Here is a 20461-nt window from a genome sequence, read left to right as displayed (position 1 = left end):
CGGGAACGGACGGGTTCAACGGGTCAGTTGACGTCCTGCGTCAGCGTCACCACGTAGTCGTCGAGCGTCAGCGTCTTGCTGTCGTTGCTCGCGTTGTCGACAGCCGCACCGAACGGGAAGTCGACCGTGATGGTCGCCGTCAGCGTGTCGCCCTCGTTGTCGGACGTGATCTGACCTGCCCCGCCGAGCGGCGCGCCGGCGACGTCGAAGTCGGCGTCGACGGTCACGAAGGGGTTGAGGGTGCCGGTCGAGCCGTCTCCGTCGTCGACCGAAGGGGTGGCCGCGAGGTTGTCGCCGCTGGCGCCGATCGTGTAGGTGCAGACCTTCGTCAGCAGGTCGCCGGGCACGATCGCCTGGTCGTACGCAGTCCCGTCCTCGTACTCGAAGTCCGAGCACTCATCGAGGGTCAGGGTCAGCTTGCCGCCGTTGATGTCGCCGCCCTCGAGCGTGACGGTGGCGTTCCAGAACGCGAGGGAGCCGGCGCCTCCGAGGAGGAGCGTTCCGGCCGCGGCGGCCGCGAGCGCGCCCTTCGTCGATTTCTTCATGCGGGAGTCCGTTCAGGTGGGAGTGGGAACCACCGAACGATCCGTGGTTCGTCTCCTGTAACGACCACGAATCGACCAGGACACGCTGCCGCAGCAAAGATGGCCCGAAGGGACCAGACGGCATGATCACATCGGCCGATGAGCCCGCGACCGTCTCATCCGCGTGACGACGGCGGTGGCGTGAGAGACGAATCTCCAGGGGATACGCCACCGCCGCCGCTCCCTCTCGGATATCCCTCCCGATCGGGGCAACGGAGTGAGCAGACCATCCATGACGACGAACGTCGGACGGGCCGAGCTCCCTCTTGAGTCGTCACGCGATGTGAGGCACTCCCATACCTCGCGCGCGGCGACATGATCATCATACTCCGCGGAAGGCCCATTCAGCGAGACGCTCATGCCGAGCGCCGAGAACCGCCCCCGCGCCGGTGCGGCGAGGCCACGACCAGACCCAGGCACGCGATCAGCAGACCGCCGACAACGACCGCGAGCAGGCCGTCGAGCGGTTTCACCAGGAGCCCGAGCCACGGCACCGAGAACGCCACCCGATCGACCTCGGTCACCTCGTAGGTCTCGGCGTCGGGCACCGCGGACCGGTCGGCCTTGAGGGTCAGCCGGATGCTGCTGCCGTACGGCTCGACGAGCGTGACCCGGTGGGTGATCCGCTGCCCCAACCTGTTGGTGACGCTGACGACGTCGCCGACGCCGACGGAGCCGGCTGACACGGTGCGGGCGAACGAGAGGTCGCCGGAGGAGATCGCCGGCGCCATCGAGCTTGATCGATGGGTGATCGGGCTCAGGCCGAGCACCACGACGGCCGCCGCCGCGAGCAGGCAGAGCGCTCCGAGGACCGCCCCGACCCGCAGGCCCAGGGTGCGGCAGAACCACCCGGAGCGCAGCGGGCCACTCGCCCGCCGACGGCCGAACTGGTCCATCGATGTCCCTTCGAGGTGTCCCTCCCTCGACGGAGCAGCCTAGCGGGGGCTCCACCCCGACCGGCCGGATACCTCAGCTGCAGAGGCTGACGACGGCCACTGTGTAGGACCGCGTACTGGAGGCCGCCGAGGTCCAGGTCGTGCTCGTGTAGGCCCGGTTGGCCCTCACCCATGCGGTTCCGCCCGAGATGGCGCTGACGAACGTCGTGGACGTCGTGGTCACCTCCCGGGTGAGAGCACCGCCGGCCCCGTAGTGGACGGTGTAGCTCGTGGCACCCGGCACGGCGTCCCAACTGAAGGTCACCGACAGCACTCCCAGGGCGCCGCACCTGAAGTTGGCCGGCACCGCGATGGTCGTCGTGCTGAACGTGCCGCTCGTCGCCGTGCCGGTGTCGATCCAGCCCGCCGCGGCGGCCGGCGCACCCATGGCGACGGTCGCCACGACCGCGACGGTGCTGCGCGAGACGACGCGGGAGCGTCTGCTCCTGGCGCCCTTGCGGGCTCCCCCGCGCCCGCCCGGCGGCGACGCGGCACCGGAGTTTCCCCCATCGTCGGTCGGCCTGCGCCGCACGATCACCAGGACCGCTACGACGACGAGCATCCCGGCCAGGAAGGCACCGGCCGGCCCCGAGAGCCACGACAGCACGTAGCCGAGCCGGGGGACGTCGAACAGCACGCGGTCCGCGCTCGCGACGTCGTACGGCAGGGGGTCGGCTGCCTCGTTGGCGTCGCCCTTGAGGGTCAGCCGGGCCCGGTCGCGAGATCGTTCGACCCCGGTGACGCGGTGCGTGACCCGCACGTCGCCGGCGCCCACCACGCTCACGACGTCGCCGACCTGGATGTCCGAGGCCGGGACGGACCGCGCCACGGCGAGGGCACCCGTCTGGATCGTCGGCGTCATCGAGCCGGACCGGAAGATCAGGGGCTTGACGTCGAGCACCAGGGCCAGACCCGCCACGACGACGCACAGCACCCCCAGGAGAGCGCCCACGGTCAGGGCGATCTCACCGAGCGCGTGTGCGCCTCGTCGGGCGGATCGCGGCGTCGTCATGGTCAGGGAGCCACCTGGTCTGCGGTGAACGTCAGCGTCAGGACGCTCGACTTGCCCTGCAGGTCGGTCGAGGCAGCCGACGGCAGCGTGGCCCGGAAGCACAGGTCACGGGTAGCGGCGTTGGCCAGCGACGCCTGGCTGGGCAGGAAGGCGCCGTTGACGGGCTGGTCGGTGACGATGGCCGTGCCCGTGCAGACGCCGGCGCTGCTCGACGGGTAGACCGAGATGCGCAGCGCCGCCCCGAGCTGGTCGGTGCCCACGCCGCTGTTGGTCGCCGAGCCGGACGCCTTGAAGGTGAACGGCACCGTGCCGGCGTTGGTGATGCGCAGGACGCCGTCCTTGGTGCTGCCCGGGACCATCCCCGTCATCGCGAAGTCGGTCGTGAACTGAGGCGGGTTGGCGTCCACCGCAGGATTGCCGAGCTTCAGGTCGAGCTGGCCCGTCGTGAACGTGCCACTGGTCGCGACGGCCGTGTCGGACCACGACGCCATCGTGCCGGTCGTGCCGACCCCCAGCACGACGCCGAGGCTGAGCACGGCTCGCAGCCGGGCGGACCGCCACCATGACGTGCGAGACGCTCGGCGGGTCGACTTATGACTGGACATGGGAGTCTTCCTTCTCGTGACGCCGCGACGTCAGGATGGTTCCGCCGCCGATGAGGCAGGCGGCGACGAGGACGACCCAGGTGACGGGTCCTCCGGTGTCGGGCAGGAGGCCGTCGGGAGGATCGACGGTCTCGCCGGCGTCCTCGACACCGGCCGGCTTCTGGACCAGACGCACCCGGAAGTCGACGTCGAGGCGTCGGCGCTGCGAGGAGTTGACGGAGGTCGGGTCGAGCGCCACCTCGACGTCGACCCGTGACACGTCACCGGACGGCAGGTCGACGCCCGACACCAGCCGATGGGTCCCCGCAGTCGACACCCCCTGCCACGGTCCACCGTCACCGCGGGCCGAGACCGACAGGTCACCGGTGTCCATCAACGAGTCCACGGTCGAGCCGAGCACGTCGATCGACAGGCGTGCGTCGTCGTCGGACTCGTTGCGCACGTAGAAGGTGCGGACCCGCTCGTCACCGGGGACCCAGACCACGGCGGGGTCGTAGAGCGGCTCGGTGAGCCGGGGACCGAACGTCACCCCGTCGTCGCTGAGCCCCACCTCGGGGTCGGCGGCTGCCGGCAGGGCGGCGCCGAGGATCAGCACCAGCGCGAGCGCGCCGGATCGCGTGACGTCGATCATGTGCGCACTCCTTCCCTGCGGCGCACACGGTCGCCACGGCTCCGAGCGGCGCCGACGAACATCGTCACCGCGTAGCCGAGCAGCACCGCCGCGACGATGACCGTCGCGGACTCGCGCTGTCGATCGGTGAACCACGTGCTGACGTGTCCGAGATAAGGCACGGAGTACCACCGCTCGCCCCTGACCTGGGCGGGGATGACCGGCTTCTCGTCGGTCGCGTCGTTGGCGTCGCCTCGGGTCGTCAGCACGGTGCGCCCCGCCAGGTCGACTCCCACCGCCACGACCCGGTGGGTCACGACGGTCGGCTGGCCCGACTCGAGCTGGTAGGTGACGACGTCCCCGACATCGAGGTCGTCGACGTCGATCGCCTTGACCACCACGAGGGTGCCCGGCGGCATGCCGGGCTTCATCGAGCCCGTCAGGATCGTGTAGGGGGTGGCGCCGGCCAGCCGGGGAATCAGCACCGAGAGGGCAAGCGAAGCCACCACGGCGGCGATGACGAACCAGGCCACGACCTGGGTCAGCCATCCGTGGACGGTGAGGTGCTCTGCTCGACGCTTCGACATGTGCGGCACCGACCTGCCGGTCGGGAGACGGGACCGTGGTGAGACCCCTGGGCCCACCACGGCCCCGTCAGGACCGGGAGGTCGATCAGGCGTTCGGGTCGTCCTGGACCAGGCTGACCGTCAGCGTGTCGAGCTGGGCGACGAGGTTCTGCGTGTCGTTGGCGTTCGAGGTCGTCGCGTTGCCGTAGGGGAACGTGACCGTGATGGCAGCGGTGAGCGTGTCGCCGTCGTGCAGCGACGTCACCTTGCCACCGACCAGCGCGTCGGGCGTGACCGAGTAGGACGCCGCGGCCGTGGCCGAGAGCGTCGGCGCCGGGTTCTCGTCGCCCGCCGTCTGGTTGAGCGTGATCGTCGCCGGCAGGGTCGGCGTCGCGGCCAGGTTATCGCCCTTGGCGGTGATCTCGAAGTCGCAGTCCTTCGTGATCGTGTCGCCCGGCACGATGAGGGCGACCGGCTGGCCGGCCTGGGCGTTGTCGGGGCCATAGACCCACGTCGCGTCGCAGGTGCCGTCGCTCAGCTTGAGCTCGCCGGAGCTGACCGAACCGCCGTCGGCCGTGCCGTCGGCCGTCCAGTAGGCCAGCGATCCCGCGCCGCCGAGCAGCAGGATGCCTGCAGCCGACGCCGCGAGGGCGCCCTTGGTGGACTTCTTCATGGTGTTCTCCCGGTCTTGTTTTTCCCCGCAACCCCAGTGGCTGCAAGGACGAAACGAACGACCCGCGGGCACATGACATCGATGGTCATGCTTGCTCCCTACACGCCCCTCAGCGGATCCCTCCCTTGAACCATGCGCCTTTTCTCACGTGCGCGCCAAGGAAAACAAACAAAAAAAGACAGACACCCCCGAAAATGTTCGGGGGTGTCTGGTCGTCGGTCGAGCTGCGCGGCGTGGGCCGCGCGAGCATCACCAGCCGCGTTCGGCCAGGCGGTGGGGCTCGGGGATCTCGTCGACGTTGATGCCGACCATCGCCTCGCCCAGGCCACGCGAGACCTTGGCGATGACGTCGGGGTCGTCGAAGAACGTGGTGGCCTTGACGACCGCGGCAGCACGCTCGGCGGGGTTGCCGGACTTGAAGATGCCCGAGCCGACGAACACTCCCTCGGCACCCAGCTGCATCATCATGGCCGCGTCGGCCGGGGTCGCGATGCCGCCGGCGGTGAACAGCACGACGGGCAGCTTGCCCGCCTCGGCGACCTCCTTGACCAGCTCGAACGGCGCCTGCAGCTCCTTGGCCGCGACGTAGAGCTCATCCACGGACAGCGACTGCAGCCGGCGGATCTCGCCACCGATCTTGCGCATGTGCATCGTGGCGTTGGAGACGTCACCGGTGCCGGCCTCGCCCTTGGAGCGGATCATCGCCGCACCCTCGGTGATGCGCCGCAGCGCCTCGCCCAGGTTGGTCGCTCCGCACACGAACGGGACCGTGTAGTTCCACTTGTCGATGTGGTTGGCGTAGTCGGCCGGGGTCAGCACCTCGGACTCGTCGATGTAGTCGACACCCAGGCTCTGCAGCACCTGTGCCTCGACGAAGTGACCGATGCGGGCCTTGGCCATGACCGGGATCGAGACCTGCTCGATGATGCCGTCGATCAGGTCGGGATCGGACATCCTGGCCACGCCGCCCTGCGAACGGATGTCGGCCGGGACCCGCTCGAGCGCCATCACGGCGACCGCGCCGGCGTCTTCGGCGATCTTGGCCTGCTCGGCGTTGACGACGTCCATGATCACGCCACCCTTGAGCATCTCCGCCATGCCGCGCTTGACGCGAGAGGTGCCGACCGTTGTTGCATCAATGCTCACTGAGATGTCCTTTGTTGTGCCGGGAACGTGCACCTCATTCTACTCCCGGGGCCACGGGGCCGGCCCGCCGGACACATGACGGACAGGTCACTACCGGCGGACGAGTCCGCGACGCCGTCGCCGGGCCGGAGCGGCGACCGCGGCCGCCTCGAGCAGGTCGGCGAGCCGCACGAGCTTGCGGCGCGGACGACCCCGACTCGCCCCCTCGAGCCGCTCCAGCTGGTCGATGGCTCGCCAGCCTCGAGCGTCGATCGCGGCCGCCGAGCGTGACCGCACGAGGGCGCGCAGCTCGCGGTGCGTGCGTGCGGGTGCCGGAAGGACTCCGGCGTTGGCGTCGGCGACCAGGCTCTCCACCGTCTCCTGGGCACACGACTTGTTGGTGCCGATGAAGCCGTTCGGTCCACGCTTGATCCAGCCGACGACGTAGGTCGCCGCCAGTCCGTCGACCCGGCCGGCCCGGTGCGGGACGACCGCCGCCCGCTCGTCGAAGGGGACGCCGGGGATCGGCACGCCGCGGTAGCCGATCGACCGCAGCACCAGGCCCGTCCTGATCGTCTCCGTGACGTCGGTCGGCTCAGGCCTGACCACGCCTTCCGTCGTCACGAGCCGGTTGTGCCGGACGACGACACCCTCGACAGCGCCGTCGCCGCGCACCTCGACCGGCGACGCCGCGAAGCGGAAGACGATCCGGCGGGCACCGGTTCGTGCCGGACGCGACGCTGCGGCGCGCAGCGTCGCGATCTTCTCGCGCGTCATGGGGTCGTCGACGGGTGCGACGAGGTCGTCACCCTCGACGGCGATCTCGATGTCGTCGCGGGCCACGAGACCCACCAGCTCGGGCAGGGTGAACGCCGCCTGGGCCGCGCCGCGACGACCGAGCAGCACGATCTCGCGGACCGCACTGCCGCGCAGCGCCTCGAGCGCGTGGTCGGCGATGTCGGTCGACGCCAGCCGGTCGGGCTCGGTGGCCAGGATCCGGGCGACGTCGAGGGCGACGTTGCCGTTGCCGACGATGACCGCCCGCTCGCCACTCAGGTCGAAGGTGTGGTCTGCGTGATCGGGATGGCCGTTGTACCAGGCGACGAACGCCGTCGCCGTCGTGCTGCCCGGGAGGTCCTCCCCCGGGACACCGAGGCGTCGGTCGCTCGACGCACCGGTCGCGTAGACGACCGCGTGGTGGTGGTCGGCGAGCTCGGCGTGGGAGATGTCCGTGCCAACCTCGACGCCCAGGACGTAGGAGAAGCCGGGCTGGTCCTCGATCTGACGGAACAGCCCGTCGATCGACCTGGTGCTCTGGTGGTCGGGCGCGACCCCCGAGCGCACCAGCCCGTGCGGGGTCGGCAGGCGGTCGATCACGGTGACGTGGACGCCCGGACGCTTCAGCAGCTCGTCGGCGGCGTAGAGCGCGGCCGGACCGGACCCGACGATCGCGACCCGGAGGTCGTCGTGGGAGGTCCGGCCGGTCACCGGCGCCACCGGCGCCTGGGCCGGGTGGTTGCGCGGCTCGGCGTGGAACACCGCATTGATGTCGACGAAGGGCAGCTGGGCCTCGGTGAGCTTGTCCTGCGGCGCGATCGCGCCGACGGGGCACGCCGTCACGCAGGCACCGCAGTCGACGCACGACACCGGGTCGATGTAGAGCATCTCCGCCAGGGCGAAGTCCGGCTCGTCGGGCGTCGGATGGATCGCGTTGACCGGGCAGGCGAAGACGCACGAGGCGTCGCCGCAGCACGCCTGGGTGACGACGTGGGCCACCGGCTCAGTCCGCGATCGCGAAGGTGACCGGCGGCTCGCTGCGGTAGCGCGAGGCGCGGCCGTCGATGCGGCAGAGCTTCCACATCAGGCGCGACACCCGGCTCTGGCGCAGACCGGCCTGGTCGGCGAGCATCCGGACGTCACCGAACAGCTCCTGGAGGCGCTCGCGCGACTCCGGGGCCCGCCAGTAGAGGTCCTTCATGACGCTGCGCGGGATGCCGAACTCCCGGCGGAACGACTTCGAGGGCACCATGATCACGTCGCACAGCACCCGCATGATCACCGGGAACAGCACCGAGATGACGAGCTTCTCGACGCGACCGAGCCGGGGCGCGTTGCGGCGGATGTAGTGGTGGGCGAACGAGATGTGGCGGGCCTCCTCGGCCACGTGGATCTCCATGATCCGCGACAGGACGGGCGGCAGCTCCTTGCCGCTGCGCAGGATGCCCTTCTGCGTGTGGTCGATCGGCTCCTCGCCGGCGAGGACACCGATGAAGAACGCGTAGGGCACCGCGGAGCCCGCCCACGGCAGGATGCCCGCGATGCGGCGCATCAGCCACGGCATGCCCTCGACCGGCAGACCGATGCGGTTGACCGTCTCCTGGAACATCTGCGTGTGGTGGCACTCCTCGGTCGCCTCGTGCGTCAGGTAGCGGTACTCCGGCGAGCCGTTGGGCAGCGTGAAGACGTACTGCATGATCCCGCGGATCAGGATGTTCTCGAACTGCAGACCGACCTTGAGGATGTTGGCCTGGCGCCACTGCCCGATCGCGATCTGACGCTCGAGCGACTGGGCCTGGTACCACGGGTGCGCGCCGAGCGGATCGACGTCGGTCGGCAGCACCCAGCGCGGGTCGTCGGACCGGACCTGGAAGTCGGGGTGGTCCCACGGGACGTCGACGAAGGCGTCGAAGTGACGATCGACCGAGGCCTGCGACAGCCCGCGGAGGATGTCGGCGTACTGCTCGGGACTGACGTCGACCGGGATGTCGGGCAGCTCGGCGTTCTGGTGGTCCATCGTCTGCGACATCGGTGCTCCTCGTGGTCGGTCGGTCCGACCAGCATGCGTCATACCCGGGGTATGTGTCAACGTTGATGTCACATAGGGCGTGTCACGTAGTTCCCGCAGGTCAGGGCATGCAGAAGGACCCCGGCCTCGGGGAGGTCGGGGTCCTTCTGCGCCCACGACTCAGGCACTGCGCGCCCACTTGCGGGCCGCGAACGCCGCGCCCGAGGCGCTCACGACCGCGCCACCGGCGAGCAGCCACGACAGGTTCATGCCGCCGTCGTCCTGACCATCGGCGGCCAGACCGGCGTCGACGCGGGTGGGCACGGCGATCGTGTCGACCGCGTCGTCAGCGGGGTCGGCGGACCCGTCGACGGGATCGGGATCGGTCTCGTCCTGGTCGCTGTCGTCGTCGCCCGAGCCGGACCCACCGTCGGGCGTGCAGTCGACGCCGTGGGTCGGGCAGGGCTCCGGGTTGGTGAGGTCGCCGGGGCCGGTGGGCTGGGTCGGCTCGGGCTCCGGGTTGGTGATGTCGCCCGGACCCTTCGGCTTCTCGGGCTTCGGCGCCGGAGCGATGTCGCTCGGACCCTTCGGCTTGTCAGGCTTCGGCGCCGGAGCGATGTCGCTCGGACCCTTCGGCTTCTCGGGCTTCGGCGCCGGAGCGATGTCGTCGATGTCGGGCTGGGGCTCGGCCGGCGGCATGACGATGACGGGGCCGGGCTCGGTCGCCATGGCGGCGGCCGGGACCATCATGAAGGCGGCGGTGGCCAGCGGGGCGGCGATGACGAGGTTGCGGATCGTGGTGTTCATGGCGTGTCTCCTGTGAGGTCGAGGTGCTGCTGTGGGTGGGTGGTTCGTGCTCGTTCGGAAGTAGGAGCAACCCGGCCGCAGGTTTCTTGCAGCTTTTCCGAGAATCCTTTTCGTCGGCAGGTCTCGCGCCGGCTTCTGCCCGTCGTCAGAGTGATTTCTCGGCGTAGACGATCGTGTTGTCGGGGTAGGTGCGAGTGATCGGATCCGGTGATCCGCCACAGGTGATGAGCCGCAGGACCGGCCGGCGGGTCGGTCCCCAGATCCGGTCGTACGGCAGCGCGTCCTTGTCGACCTGCTCGACGTCCGTCACGACGAACGTGTCTCCCCCGCCGTGCCGCGAGACGGACACCCGGTCGCCCCGCCTGAGCTCGTGCAGCCCGGCGAAGACGTCGTCGCCGGCCGGACCGTGCACGTGCGCCACGAGCACGGCCGGACCGGGCGCCCCCGGCCGCGGACCCGGCTCGTACCAGCCGGCATCGCCGAAGTCCGGCGTCTCCATCGCTCCGCTGGGCAGCAGGCCGACGGCGTGGAGGCGCTCGTCGACCCCGATCGCGGGGATCCTCAGCCGCGTGGGCTCCCCCACGTCGCGCGCCGCCGGCGCCACCTGCACCTGCGGGAGCACCGTTCGGGTGGGCTGGGGCGCGACGACCGCCGGCACGGTCTCACCGGTTCGACCGCCCGCGCCCCACAGGGCGACGCCCAGGGTCAGGGCGGCCGTGGCGCGGCGCAGCCGGTGTCTCAGCAGGTCTTTCATCGGGGCCTCCGGGCTCGTGGTCGGACACGAGTGGGAGCACCGAGGGTCCCCGGTCTTGCAACTATCGGCCGAGCCGTGCGGCCACCGGCCTGTCAGCGGCGACGAACCCCTACTGCGGGCAGGGGTTGACCGACACCGTCCGGCTGGGGCCCGTCGCCTGGTTGCCGCGTGCGTCCCGGGCGGTCACGCGCATCGTCACCGACCCGCCGACCGAGAACGTGCCCATCTGGGCCGTCCACCGCGAGCCCGACCGGGTCATCGTCGCGCTGTCGGAGCCGCTCGGGCCGCTCCAGCGCAGCACGACCGACGTCAACCGGCTCTCGTCGGACACGGCGACCGAGACCGGGACCTCGCACGACGGGTCTGCGCCGGTCGACGGTCGACCCACCGACGGCGGGCGCTCCTCGGTCAGGGAGACCCTGACCGACGCCCGCCCCGAGGGCCACGCGACCCGCACCGAGTCGGACGACTCCCCCTCCGCCACCGCTCCCCGGTCAGCACGCACCGACACCGTGGTGGAGCCTCCGGGCGCCACCGTGGCACTGGCAGCAGCGGTCGTCAGCCAGCCCGCGCCGTCCGAGAGCTGGAAGGCGACCGGAGCGTCACCCGTGTTGGTGACCGTGAAGCTCCCCGCGCTGTCGCTGCGTCCCAGGGAGATCGACGACGTCGACAGCGTCAGGGTGCCCGGAGCAATGGCCGCCGGTGTCGTGGCGCTGGGGGTCGGCTTGGGCTTCTTGTCCTTGACGTCCTTCGGCGGTGCGCTCGGCGTGGCCGCCGGCTCGGTGGGCGTGGGCGCCTGCGTCGCGACGTCGGCCGACTGCGGCGTGGGGTCGTCACCACCCGGCCACAGCAGGGCCGCCCCACCGCCCCCGATGAGCACGACGGCTGCGGCGATCGCCGCGACGGCAGCACGCGGTCGTCGCCGCGTCGCCGACGGGATCGTCGCGGCAGCCAGCGGCGCAGCGGCGAGGGGCTCGCCCGCAGGAGTCGTAAACGCGACCAGCTCGGTGTCGGCCACGACCCGGTCGCGCAACGACAGCGGCGCGGTGAAGACCGGCACGGTGGCGAGCAGCATCCAGGGGCTGAGGAACTTCTTGCGCCGCCGCGAGCAGACATCGCAGTCGTCGACGTGGCGAGCAACCCGCTTGCGGATGAGGGGCGAGAACGTGCCGTCCCAGTCGGCGAGCACCCCGTCGAGCTCGTCACAGTCGTCGCGGCCCATGCGGGCGATGAGCAACGCGCCGAGGGAGCGCTCGACCTGTGCCTTGAGCCGGTTGACCATGACGTACGCGTTGGCGGCCGTCACGCCCATCGCCTCCCCGAGCTCGGCTCCCTCCAGGCCTTGGCGCAGGTGCAGGTCGAGCAGGGCACGATCGCGGTCCGTGAGGCCGGCGGCGGCGTCCCAGACGATCTGCTGCGCGGCCGCGCGCTCGGCCTCCTGGTCGGGGGTCAGACGGTCGTCAGCCATGGCGACCAGCTGCTCGTCGTCGCCGAAGGCGATCCGCTTGCGCGCCTTGAGCCTGCGCAGGCACTCGCTCCGCACGATCGCGTAGAGCCAGGGGCGCAGCCGATCGGCCTCGCGCAGCTGACCGAGCCGCTCGGCGACGATCACGAAGGAGTCGGCCACCGCGTCGGCGGCGTCCTCGCGCTGGCGCAGCATCGAGTAGGCGAAGTCGTAGAGCTTGCCGCCGTAGCGGTCGTACATCGTGCCGAGCGCCTCGCGGTCGGCCGCCAGCACGCGGGCGACGAGCTCCGCATCGGTCGGTCCGGGCAGCCCCGTCGGCTCGGTCACGCTCGCATCCTAGGAGGAAACCGGGCATGACTGCGACATTCTCGGCCATCGCCTCGCCCTCCTCCCGGTGTGGTGTGCACCAGTAGGAGGCCCGAGGGCCCCGTTTCTTACACCTTTTGTCCTACGGCTTCTGAGCGGTCAGGATCCGAGCTCGGGGTTGACGACCGCCTGCTTGTAGACGATCCGCATCCGCTGGAAGACCGTGACCAGGCTGGCCAGGGCGAGCGCCCAGAGGGTGATCTCGCGCAGGAACGGCAGGTCCAGCAGGCCGGCGAAGCCCGTCATCACCAGGATCGAGACGAGCCGGTCGGACCGCTCGGCGATGCCGCCCTTCGCCGTCATGCCGAGCGACTCGGCGCGCGCACGGGCGTACGACGTGAGGTTGCCCAGCACCAGGCAGGCCAGGCTCAGGTAGAGGTAGATCCTGGGGTCGCCGAGATCGGCCTCGGCGTCGGAGGTCGTGTAGTAGAGCATGATGCCGCCGAACACCGCTGCGTCGCCGACGCGATCGAGCGTGGAGTCCAGGAACGCGCCCCACTTCGACGACGTGCCCAGCTTGCGGGCCATGTAGCCGTCCATGATGTCGCTGAACACGAATGCCGTCACGACCATGACGCCGATGAAGAAGTCACCTCGCGGGAAGAAGAACAGCGCGCCGCCGCTGACGCCCAGCGTGCCGACGACCGTCACCTGGTTCGGCGTGACGCCGAGCCTCAGCAGCAGGTCGGCGAGCGGGGACCAGACGTTGGTCCAGAACTGGCGGAAACGTTCGAGCATGGGCTTCTTCTACTCCTTGGGCCAGGCGGCCGCGAGCATCTCGCGGGTGTCGCCCAGCAGTTGCGGCATGGTCTTGGTGTGCCCGATGACGGGCAGGAAGTTGGCGTCGCCACCCCATCGGGGGACGATGTGCTGGTGCAGGTGCGCGGCGATGCCGGCCCCCGCGATGTTGCCCTGGTTCATGCCCAGGTTGAAGCCCTGCGGGCTCGTGACGGCACGCATGACCTGCATCGCCTGCTTCGTCAGCAGGGCGACCTCGACCGTCTCCTCCTGCGTCAGCTCGGTGTAGTCGGCGACGTGGCGGTAGGGGCAGACCAGCAGGTGCCCGGCGTTGTAGGGGTAGAGGTTGAGCACGGCGTACGCCACCTCGCCGCGGTGGACGATCAGGCCGTCCGCGTCGTCCATCCCCGGGATCCGGCAGAACGGGCAGTCAGCCTCGGCGGAGCTCTCGGGCTTGTTCTCGCCCTTGATGTAGACGATCCGGTGGGGGGTCCACAGCCGCTCGAAGGCGTCGGGCTCCCCCACTCCGTCCTGCACCTCGCGCTCGTCCGTCACGCAAGTACCCTAGTCGCCCGGCGCCTGTGGCCCTGCACCGACGTGGGCGATTCTGCGGGCCGCGATCGGCGCGCGACGATAGCCTGAGGATCCGCTCGCAAGGGAGACTGCGCATGAAGGGTTCCATCGGGGTCGCCCTCGTGGGCCTCGTCGCGTCGAGCGTGCTCGCGGTGCCTGCCCTGGCGAAGAACGACGACGCGCCGCCGGCGGCGCCGCGCCCTGCCGAGCGCACCACGATGGTGGTCGTGGGCGACTCGATCAGCTCGTCCTACAGCCGTGACGGCGTCGGCGACAAGCTCGCCTGGTGGTCGATCCTCGCCGATCGGATCGACGTCGAGCCGGTGGTGCTGGCCGAGGGCGGGTCGGGCTACCTGCGCCGCGGCGTGCGGTGCACGGGCACCAGCTTCCTCGACAGGGTCAACGCCCATCCCGAGGTCATCCGCACCGCCGACGTGGTGATCGTCGAGGGCGGCGTCAACGACCGCCGCCACTGCCTCGCCGTGCGCAGCAACGGCCGCGGCGACGCGCGCAGCTCGCCGCAGCAGGTCGACGACGCCGTGCGCGCGACGCTCGCCCGGGTCGACGAGCTCGCCCGTCCCGACGCCACCGTGATCGTCACGGTGCCGTGGGGCAACGGCCGACGCATCAGCTCGAGCCGCTGGTGGGTCACCAACCTGGTCCGGTCAGCAGCCCTTGACCACGACTTCGAGTACGTCGACACCGCGACCGAGGCCATCCGCCACCCCCACCGGACGATCGACGGGATCCACCCCAACCGGTTCGGCAACCAGGAGATCGCCAAGCGGTTGTTCTACCGCAGCAGCCTGAACCCCTGAGCGGCCCGCCTCAGACCTGGACGCGGCTCTGGATCGCCTCGACGATCCGGGCGACGGCGTCGTCCAGCGTGACTCCGTTCTCCTGCTCGCCGCTGCGGTAGCGGAACGAGACCGCACCCGCCTCGACGTCGTTGTCGCCGGCGATCAGCATGAACGGCACCTTCTGCAGCTGCGCGTTGCGGATCTTCTTCTGCATGCGCTCGTCGGAGTCGTCGACCTCGACGCGGATGCCGAGGGCCTTGAGCCGCGTGGTCAGCTCGTAGAGGTAGTCGGCGTGCCGCTCGGCGACCGGGATGCCGACGACCTGGACGGGGGCGAGCCACGGGGGGAACGCGCCGGCGTAGTGCTCGACGAGGACACCCATGAAGCGCTCGATCGAGCCGAACTTCGCCGAGTGGATCATCACGGGCTGCTGGCGCGAGCCGTCGGCCGCGACGTACTCGAGGCCGAAGCGCTCGGCCGACGGCATGTTGAAGTCGTACTGGATCGTCGACATCTGCCAGGTGCGGCCGATCGCGTCACGGGCCTGCACCGACACCTTGGGGCCGTAGTAGGCCGCGCCACCCGGGTCGGGGACCAGCTCGAGACCCGTCTCGAGGCACACGTCCTCGAGGACCTGGGTCGCATTGGCCCAGTCGTCGTCTGAGCCGATGAACTTGTCGGGCTTGGAGTCGTCGCGGGTCGACAGCTCGAGGTAGAAGTCGTCCATGCCGAAGTCGCGCAGCAGGCTCAGGACGAAGTTCAGGAGGTGGCGGATCTCGCCGGGCGCCTGCTCCGGGGTCACGTAGGAGTGCGAGTCGTCCTGGGCGAATCCGCGCACGCGGGTCAGGCCGTGGATCACGCCGGACTTCTCGTTGCGATAGACGTGGCCGAACTCGAACAGCCGCAGCGGCAGCTCGCGGTACGACCGCTGGCGCGACCGGAAGATCAGGTTGTGCATCGGGCAGTTCATCGCCTTGAGGCGGTAGTCCTGTCCGTCGACGTCGAGGGCCGGAAACATCCCCTCGCCGTAGTAGGGCAGGTGACCGGAGGTGTAGAAGAGGCCCTCCTTGGCGATGTGGGGGGTGCCGACGTACTCGAAGCCCTCCTCGATGTGACGGCGACGGACGTAGTCCTCCATCTCGCGCTTGATCACTCCACCCTTGGGGTGGAAGACCGGCAGGCCGGACCCGATCTCGTCCGGGAAGCTGAACAGGTCGAGCTCGGTGCCGAGGCGGCGGTGGTCGCGGCGCTGGGCCTCCTCGATGCGGTGCAGGTGCTCCTCGAGCGCCTCCTTGGTCTCCCAGGCGGTGCCGTAGATGCGCTGCAGCTGCTTGTTGTTCTCGTTGCCGCGCCAGTAGGCCGCCGCGCTGCGCATCAGCTTGAACGCCGGGATGCGCTTGGTGGTCGGCAGGTGCGGACCACGGCACAGGTCGCCCCACGCCACGGAGCCGTCACGCTTGAGGTTGTCGTAGATCGTCAGGCCGCCCTCGCCGACCTCGACGCTCGCGCCCTCCGCCGCGTCGCCCGCGGTGCTCTTGAGCCCGATGAGCTCGAGCTTGTAGGGCTCGTCGGCCAGCTCGGCCCGCGCCGCGTCGTCACTGATCTCGCGGCGGTCGAACTTCTGCCCCTCCTTGACGATCTTGCGCATGCGCGACTCGATCTTGTCGAGGTCCTCGGGCACGAACGGCTCGTCGACGTCGAAGTCGTAGTAGAAGCCGTCGGTGATCGGCGGGCCGATACCGAGCTTGGCGGCCGGGAACAGCTCCTGCACGGCCTGCGCCATGACGTGGGCGGTCGAGTGCCGCAGGATGTCGCGCCCGTCGGCGGAGTCGATCGCCACGCCCGAGACGGCGTCGCCGTCCACCAGCTCGTAGGCAAGGTCCCTGAGAGCGTCGCCCACCCGCGCCGCGATGATCTCGGGGTTGTCGGCGAACAGCTGCCAGGCCTTCGTGCCCTGCTCGACCGATCGTGACGTGGACTCGACGGTGATCTGGATCTCGGACACGGTGCTTCCTTCGTTCGGTCTCGACGCGCCCTACGGATGGCGCGTGCTGCTTGTCACCACCCTAACGTCACGCCGCGGCCGAGGTGGGTGGGCCACCTCGGCCGCGGCACGGGAACCGTGGCTCAGCGGCGACGCGCGCGCGTGGCCTGCACGACCGAGGGGCGCGGACCGGCGAAGTCGCCCCGATCGGGCGTCGTGCCCGGCGTGACGTAGTCGGGGAACAGCGACTTCTGCGCCGACCACGAGCCGTCCTCACCGGGGTGCTGGACAGCGACGAACACCGACCCGTCGCGATCGTGCACCACCGGGCCGCAGGTCTCGGCGCCGGTCGGCACCGAGAGGAACTGCTGGACCCGACCCCGGTCGCGGCCCTCGAGCGTGACGTGGAACAGGCCGTCGTTGGTGCCGAGCGTGCTCGGTGCGCCGTCGGTCGAGATCCACAGCTGGCCGCGGCTGTCGAACGCCAGGTTGTCCGGGCACGAGATCGGCGAGACCTCGCCCGTGTAGCCGCCGAAGTACGTGCCGGCGCTCTTCGGGTCGCCGCACACCAGCAGCAGGTTCCAGGTGAACCCGGTGGAGGTGTGGTCGCCCCTGGCGGGGATGAGCTCGACGACGTGACCGTCCTTGTTGGCCGCGCGCGGGTTGGGCTCGGTGGGCCCCTCCTTGCCGACCTCGCCGCGATCGGTGTTGTTGGTGCACGCGATGTAGATCCGGCCGTTCGCGAGGTTGGGCTGCACGTCCTCGGGGCGGTCCATCTTGGTCGGCTGCACGGCGTCGGCCGCCAGCCGGGTGAAGACCAGCACCTCCTCGAGGCTGAAGCCGGGCACCATCGAGCGCCCGTCCCGCGTCAGCGGGATCCACTCGCCGGACCCGTCGGAGACGCCGTCGTCCAGGCCGTCACCGGTGAAGCGGGCGACGCTGAGGTCGCCCTGCGACAGCAGCTTCAGGTTGTGCTTGCGGCGCCGGCTGCCCGGACCGGGGAGGTAGCGCTCCTTCGACACGAACCGGTAGACGTAGTCGAAGCGCTCGTCGTCGCCCATGTAGGCCACGACGCGGCCGTCACGGTTGATGATGACGTTGGCGCCCTCGTGCTTGAAGCGACCCATCGCGGTGTGCTTGACCGGTGCGGCCGTCGGGTCGTACGGGTCGACCTCGACGATCCAGCCGAAGCGGTTCGGCTCGTTGGCGTAGTCGGCGGTGGTGGCGTCCCAGCGGGGGTCGACGGCGCGCCAGTTGCGGGAGTCCTGCGTCGCGCTGAGCCCGTAGCGGGTCTCGCGCGGCGTGGAGCCCGATGCCTTGAAGTACTGGTTGAAGTTCTCCTCGCCGGACAGCACGCTCCCCCACGGCGTCGTGCCGCCGGCGCAGTTGTTCATCGTGCCGCGGACCGTGCGTCCGGTCGGGTCGGCCTTGGTGCGCAGCAGCGGCGACCCCGCGGCCGGACCGTCGACGGCGAACGGCGTGTCGAGGGTGATGCGCCGGTTGAGCCGGGCTCCGGGGACGTACGTCCACCGCTCGCCGCGGTGACGGCGCCGCAGCTCGACGACCGACATGCCGTGGGCGGCCCAGGCGATGCGTGCCTGCTCGGAGGCGTCGATGCCGGGCGGGAACATGATGTTCTCGTTGGTGTACTCGTGGTTGCACACGAGCAGCGCCTTGGTGCCGCGGCGATCGGTGACGATGATGTCGAGGTAGTCGTTGTTGTAGCCGAACTGCGCGGCCTGGGCGCGGGACGACTGGTTCGCAGGGTCGAACTGCGGTGCGCCCTTCAGCACCGGGTCGCCCCAGCGGATGATCGGGTCCCAGCGCCAGCCGGACGGGACGGTGAGCTCGTCGACGGTCGACGTGACCGGCGCGATGGCGATGAAGCTGAGCGAGGTCCTCGGCGTGCCGTGGGCAGCACCGCCGACGGGACGCGTGCCCGCCGCCGCCGGTGGAGCCAGCGCCGTCCCGGCGCCACCGATCGCGGCCACGGCTGCCGTGGCACCCATGCCGCGCAGCACCGAGCGACGGCTCATGGTCTGCTCGACGACGTCACGGAACGTCGGGCCCTCGGTCTGGTTGGGCACGGGCTGCGCACACGCGTCGCCGCACCTCAGGTGGCACGTGACGGGGCTGCGGCCCGCCTTGGTGTGACCCACCATCGGCAGCAGCCGGCGGTGGTCGGTCGTACGGTCGGTCTCCGGCAGCAAGGTCATGTCAGGGGGCCCCTTGGGTCAGGTCTCGGTGGTCTGGGAAGACCGTCGACGACCCACATGGCGAGCGGGCGACACCGACGCGACGCCCGGGTGAACAGTCCGCCCGGACGCCGCCGCGTCAGCGCTGCGGAACCTTCGGCACCGGCAGGAGCAGCGCAGCCGGCGCCCCCGCCGGGACGGCAGGCTCCTGCGGCGGCACGGGAGCGACCCGCACGTATGCCTCGCCGAGCGCCGGGCGCGCGTCCGGCTCGCCCTTGTTGGGCCACAGCGCCATGGCGCGCTCCGACTGGGCGGTGATCGTGAGCGAGGGGTTCACGCCGAGGTTGGCGGTGATAGCCGACCCGTCCGAGACATGGAGACCCTCGTGGCCGAACACCCGCTGGTAGGGGTCGATGACCCCGGTCTCCGGTGTCTCGCCGATGACGCAGCCCCCGATGAAGTGTGCGGTCATCGGGATGCCGGCGAGATCGGCGGTCGAGCTGCCGGCGTTGCCTCCGATGTCGCGGGCGAGGTCTCGCGTGACCTGGTTGGCCATCGGGATCCAGCTGGGGTTGGGGTCGCCCACACCCTGCTTGCTCGTCATGCGTCGTCCGAGCAGGCCTCGCTTGAGGTAGGTCGTGATCGAGTTGTCCAGCGTCTGCATGACGAGCACCACGATCGACTGCTCCGCCCACCGGCGCGGGTTGTGGATCGCCACGGCCCGCCGCAGGCCCAGGGCGCGGTACGCCCGCCAGACAGCCCGCAGCTGCGACCCGTCGTGCCCGCCGTCGACGAGTGGTGCGTTGATCAGCCCGAGCGCGCTGGAGCCGTGGCCGTAGCGGCAGACCTCGACGTGCGTGTGCTCGTCGGGGTGGAACGACGAGGTGATCGCGACGCCCGGCGTGTAGTCGGCGTCCCCCCGCATCGAGCGCGCCGTCAGCACGGCCTCGGAGTTGGTCCGGCTGAGCTCGCCGATGCGCGGCGAGAGACGGGGCAGCGACGACTCGCGCAGGCGGTGCAGCAGGCGCTGGGTGCTGAGCGCGTTGCCGGCGAAGACGACCTGCTCGGCGGTGAACGTGCGCCGGCGCAGCGGGTTGCCGGTGCGCCGCGTACGGACGGCGTAGCCGCCCTCGGCACGGGGTCGCACGTCGGTGACGGTCGTCAACGGGTGGACCGTTGCCCCGGCCCCCTCGGCGAGGTGCAGGTAGTTCTTGACGAGGGTGTTCTTGGCGTTGTGGCGGCAGCCCGTCATGCAGGCACCGCAGTCGATGCAGGCGCGCCGGTCGGGCCCGGCACCGCCGAAGAACGGGTCGGCGATCGTCTCGCCCGGCTCCACGCCATGACCGTCGCCGAACAGCACGCCGACGTCGGTGGGGTGGAACGTGTCCTCGACGCCGTAGTCCTTGGCGAGGGCCTGCAGCCGGTCGTCGGCCGGGCTCCAGCCGGGATACGTCGTGACGCCCAGCATCTTCTTGGCCTGGGCGTAGTGCGGTGCGAGCTCGTCCTTCCAGTCGGTGATGTGGGCCCACTGGCGGTCGCGGTAGAACGCGTCGAGCGGCTCGTACAGCGTGTTGGCATAGACCAGCGACCCGCCGCCGACGCCGGTGCCGCTGGCGATCAGCACGTCGCGCAGCAGCGTGATGCGCATGATGCCGAAGCAGCGGGCCCACGGCGCCCAGAGGTAGCGCGTGGCGCGCCAGCTGCTCTGGGGCAGCTCGTCGTCGGCGAATCGCCGTCCTGCCTCCATCACGCCGACGCGATAGCCCTTCTCGGTCAGGCGCAGCGCAGCGACACTCCCGCCGAAGCCGGAGCCCACCACCAGGACGTCGTAGTCGAAGTCGTTCTTGGTCATGCACCGATCGTACGACGCTTGTTGACACTCTG

Annotated in this window: 19 protein-coding genes; 1 reads left to right on the top strand and 18 read right to left on the bottom strand. The window is 70.5% G+C overall.

Features of this window, described 5'->3' with window-relative positions; genetic code table 11:
- Positions 1 to 23: 23 nt before the first annotated feature.
- From HQK15_RS11875 to HQK15_RS11805, 15 genes are all read right to left on the bottom strand, one after another.
- Positions 24 to 545, bottom strand: a complete 522-nt coding sequence (locus HQK15_RS11875; protein WP_173491661.1) for an alternate-type signal peptide domain-containing protein — start codon at positions 543 to 545, stop codon at positions 24 to 26.
- Positions 546 to 940: 395 nt separating this feature from the next.
- Positions 941 to 1480, bottom strand: coding sequence for a signal peptidase I (locus HQK15_RS11870; RefSeq protein ID WP_173491660.1), 540 nt, complete (start codon positions 1478 to 1480; stop codon positions 941 to 943).
- A gap of 73 nt (positions 1481 to 1553) precedes the next feature.
- The gene (locus HQK15_RS11865; RefSeq protein ID WP_173491659.1) at positions 1554 to 2531 is read right to left on the bottom strand and encodes a signal peptidase I; all 978 of its coding nucleotides are present in this window, start codon (positions 2529 to 2531) and stop codon (positions 1554 to 1556) included.
- A 2-nt stretch (positions 2532 to 2533) separates the two neighbouring features.
- Complete coding sequence (locus HQK15_RS11860) at positions 2534 to 3136, bottom strand: SipW-dependent-type signal peptide-containing protein (RefSeq protein ID WP_173491658.1); 603 nt, start codon at positions 3134 to 3136, stop codon at positions 2534 to 2536.
- On the bottom strand, positions 3123 to 3767 hold the full coding sequence (locus HQK15_RS11855; RefSeq protein ID WP_173491657.1) for an LPXTG cell wall anchor domain-containing protein: 645 nt from the start codon (positions 3765 to 3767) through the stop codon (positions 3123 to 3125). Before HQK15_RS11855 ends, HQK15_RS11860 begins: the two co-directional genes overlap by 14 nt.
- Positions 3764 to 4333 (bottom strand): signal peptidase I, encoded by a 570-nt coding sequence (locus HQK15_RS11850; protein ID WP_173491656.1) that lies wholly within the window; start codon positions 4331 to 4333, stop codon positions 3764 to 3766. Before HQK15_RS11850 ends, HQK15_RS11855 begins: the two co-directional genes overlap by 4 nt.
- Positions 4334 to 4418: 85 nt before the next feature.
- A complete protein-coding gene (locus tag HQK15_RS11845) occupies positions 4419 to 4985 on the bottom strand; it encodes an alternate-type signal peptide domain-containing protein (protein WP_173491655.1) in 567 nt (188 codons plus the stop codon).
- Between the two features lie 249 nt (positions 4986 to 5234).
- Positions 5235 to 6131, bottom strand: coding sequence for a pyridoxal 5'-phosphate synthase lyase subunit PdxS (gene pdxS / locus HQK15_RS11840; protein WP_437340248.1), 897 nt, complete (start codon positions 6129 to 6131; stop codon positions 5235 to 5237).
- A gap of 90 nt (positions 6132 to 6221) precedes the next feature.
- Positions 6222 to 7886 carry an FAD-dependent oxidoreductase gene (locus HQK15_RS11835; protein ID WP_173491654.1) on the bottom strand — a complete coding sequence of 555 codons (1665 nt, stop codon included), beginning with the start codon at positions 7884 to 7886 and terminating at the stop codon, positions 6222 to 6224.
- A gap of 4 nt (positions 7887 to 7890) precedes the next feature.
- A complete protein-coding gene (locus HQK15_RS11830; protein WP_173491653.1) occupies positions 7891 to 8916 on the bottom strand; it encodes an AurF N-oxygenase family protein in 1026 nt (341 codons plus the stop codon).
- Positions 8917 to 9075: 159 nt separating this feature from the next.
- On the bottom strand, positions 9076 to 9702 hold the full coding sequence (locus tag HQK15_RS11825) for a hypothetical protein (protein WP_173491652.1): 627 nt from the start codon (positions 9700 to 9702) through the stop codon (positions 9076 to 9078).
- Between the two features lie 145 nt (positions 9703 to 9847).
- Positions 9848 to 10456 (bottom strand): class F sortase, encoded by a 609-nt coding sequence (locus tag HQK15_RS11820; RefSeq protein ID WP_173491651.1) that lies wholly within the window; start codon positions 10454 to 10456, stop codon positions 9848 to 9850.
- A gap of 109 nt (positions 10457 to 10565) precedes the next feature.
- The gene (locus HQK15_RS11815; protein WP_173491650.1) at positions 10566 to 12248 is read right to left on the bottom strand and encodes a sigma-70 family RNA polymerase sigma factor; all 1683 of its coding nucleotides are present in this window, start codon (positions 12246 to 12248) and stop codon (positions 10566 to 10568) included.
- A gap of 138 nt (positions 12249 to 12386) precedes the next feature.
- Positions 12387 to 13025: a phosphatidylinositol phosphate synthase gene (gene pgsA, locus HQK15_RS11810; protein WP_173491649.1), complete on the bottom strand. Its 639-nt coding sequence runs from the start codon at positions 13023 to 13025 to the stop codon at positions 12387 to 12389.
- 9 nt (positions 13026 to 13034) lie between these two features.
- The gene (locus tag HQK15_RS11805) at positions 13035 to 13580 is read right to left on the bottom strand and encodes an HIT family protein (RefSeq protein ID WP_173491648.1); all 546 of its coding nucleotides are present in this window, start codon (positions 13578 to 13580) and stop codon (positions 13035 to 13037) included.
- Positions 13581 to 13693: 113 nt separating this feature from the next.
- On the opposite strand from HQK15_RS11805, the gene HQK15_RS11800 reads away from it, so the two are divergent.
- Positions 13694 to 14416, top strand: a complete 723-nt coding sequence (locus tag HQK15_RS11800) for an SGNH/GDSL hydrolase family protein (RefSeq protein WP_173491647.1) — start codon at positions 13694 to 13696, stop codon at positions 14414 to 14416.
- A gap of 10 nt (positions 14417 to 14426) precedes the next feature.
- Here the strand turns inward: HQK15_RS11800 and thrS are convergent, their stop codons facing one another.
- The 3 genes from thrS to HQK15_RS11785 form a co-directional block, all read right to left on the bottom strand.
- Positions 14427 to 16403 (bottom strand): threonine--tRNA ligase, encoded by a 1977-nt coding sequence (gene thrS, locus HQK15_RS11795; protein ID WP_173491646.1) that lies wholly within the window; start codon positions 16401 to 16403, stop codon positions 14427 to 14429.
- Between the two features lie 122 nt (positions 16404 to 16525).
- The gene (locus HQK15_RS11790) at positions 16526 to 18598 is read right to left on the bottom strand and encodes a PhoX family protein (protein ID WP_173491645.1); all 2073 of its coding nucleotides are present in this window, start codon (positions 18596 to 18598) and stop codon (positions 16526 to 16528) included.
- Between the two features lie 118 nt (positions 18599 to 18716).
- Positions 18717 to 20429, bottom strand: a complete 1713-nt coding sequence (locus HQK15_RS11785) for an FAD-dependent oxidoreductase (RefSeq protein WP_173491644.1) — start codon at positions 20427 to 20429, stop codon at positions 18717 to 18719.
- Positions 20430 to 20461: the final 32 nt, after the last annotated feature.

The sequence above is a fragment of the Aeromicrobium stalagmiti genome (genome assembly GCF_013283745.1).
Lineage (GTDB): Bacteria > Actinomycetota > Actinomycetes > Propionibacteriales > Nocardioidaceae > Aeromicrobium > Aeromicrobium stalagmiti.
This window is presented reverse-complemented; position numbering and strand designations above follow the sequence as displayed.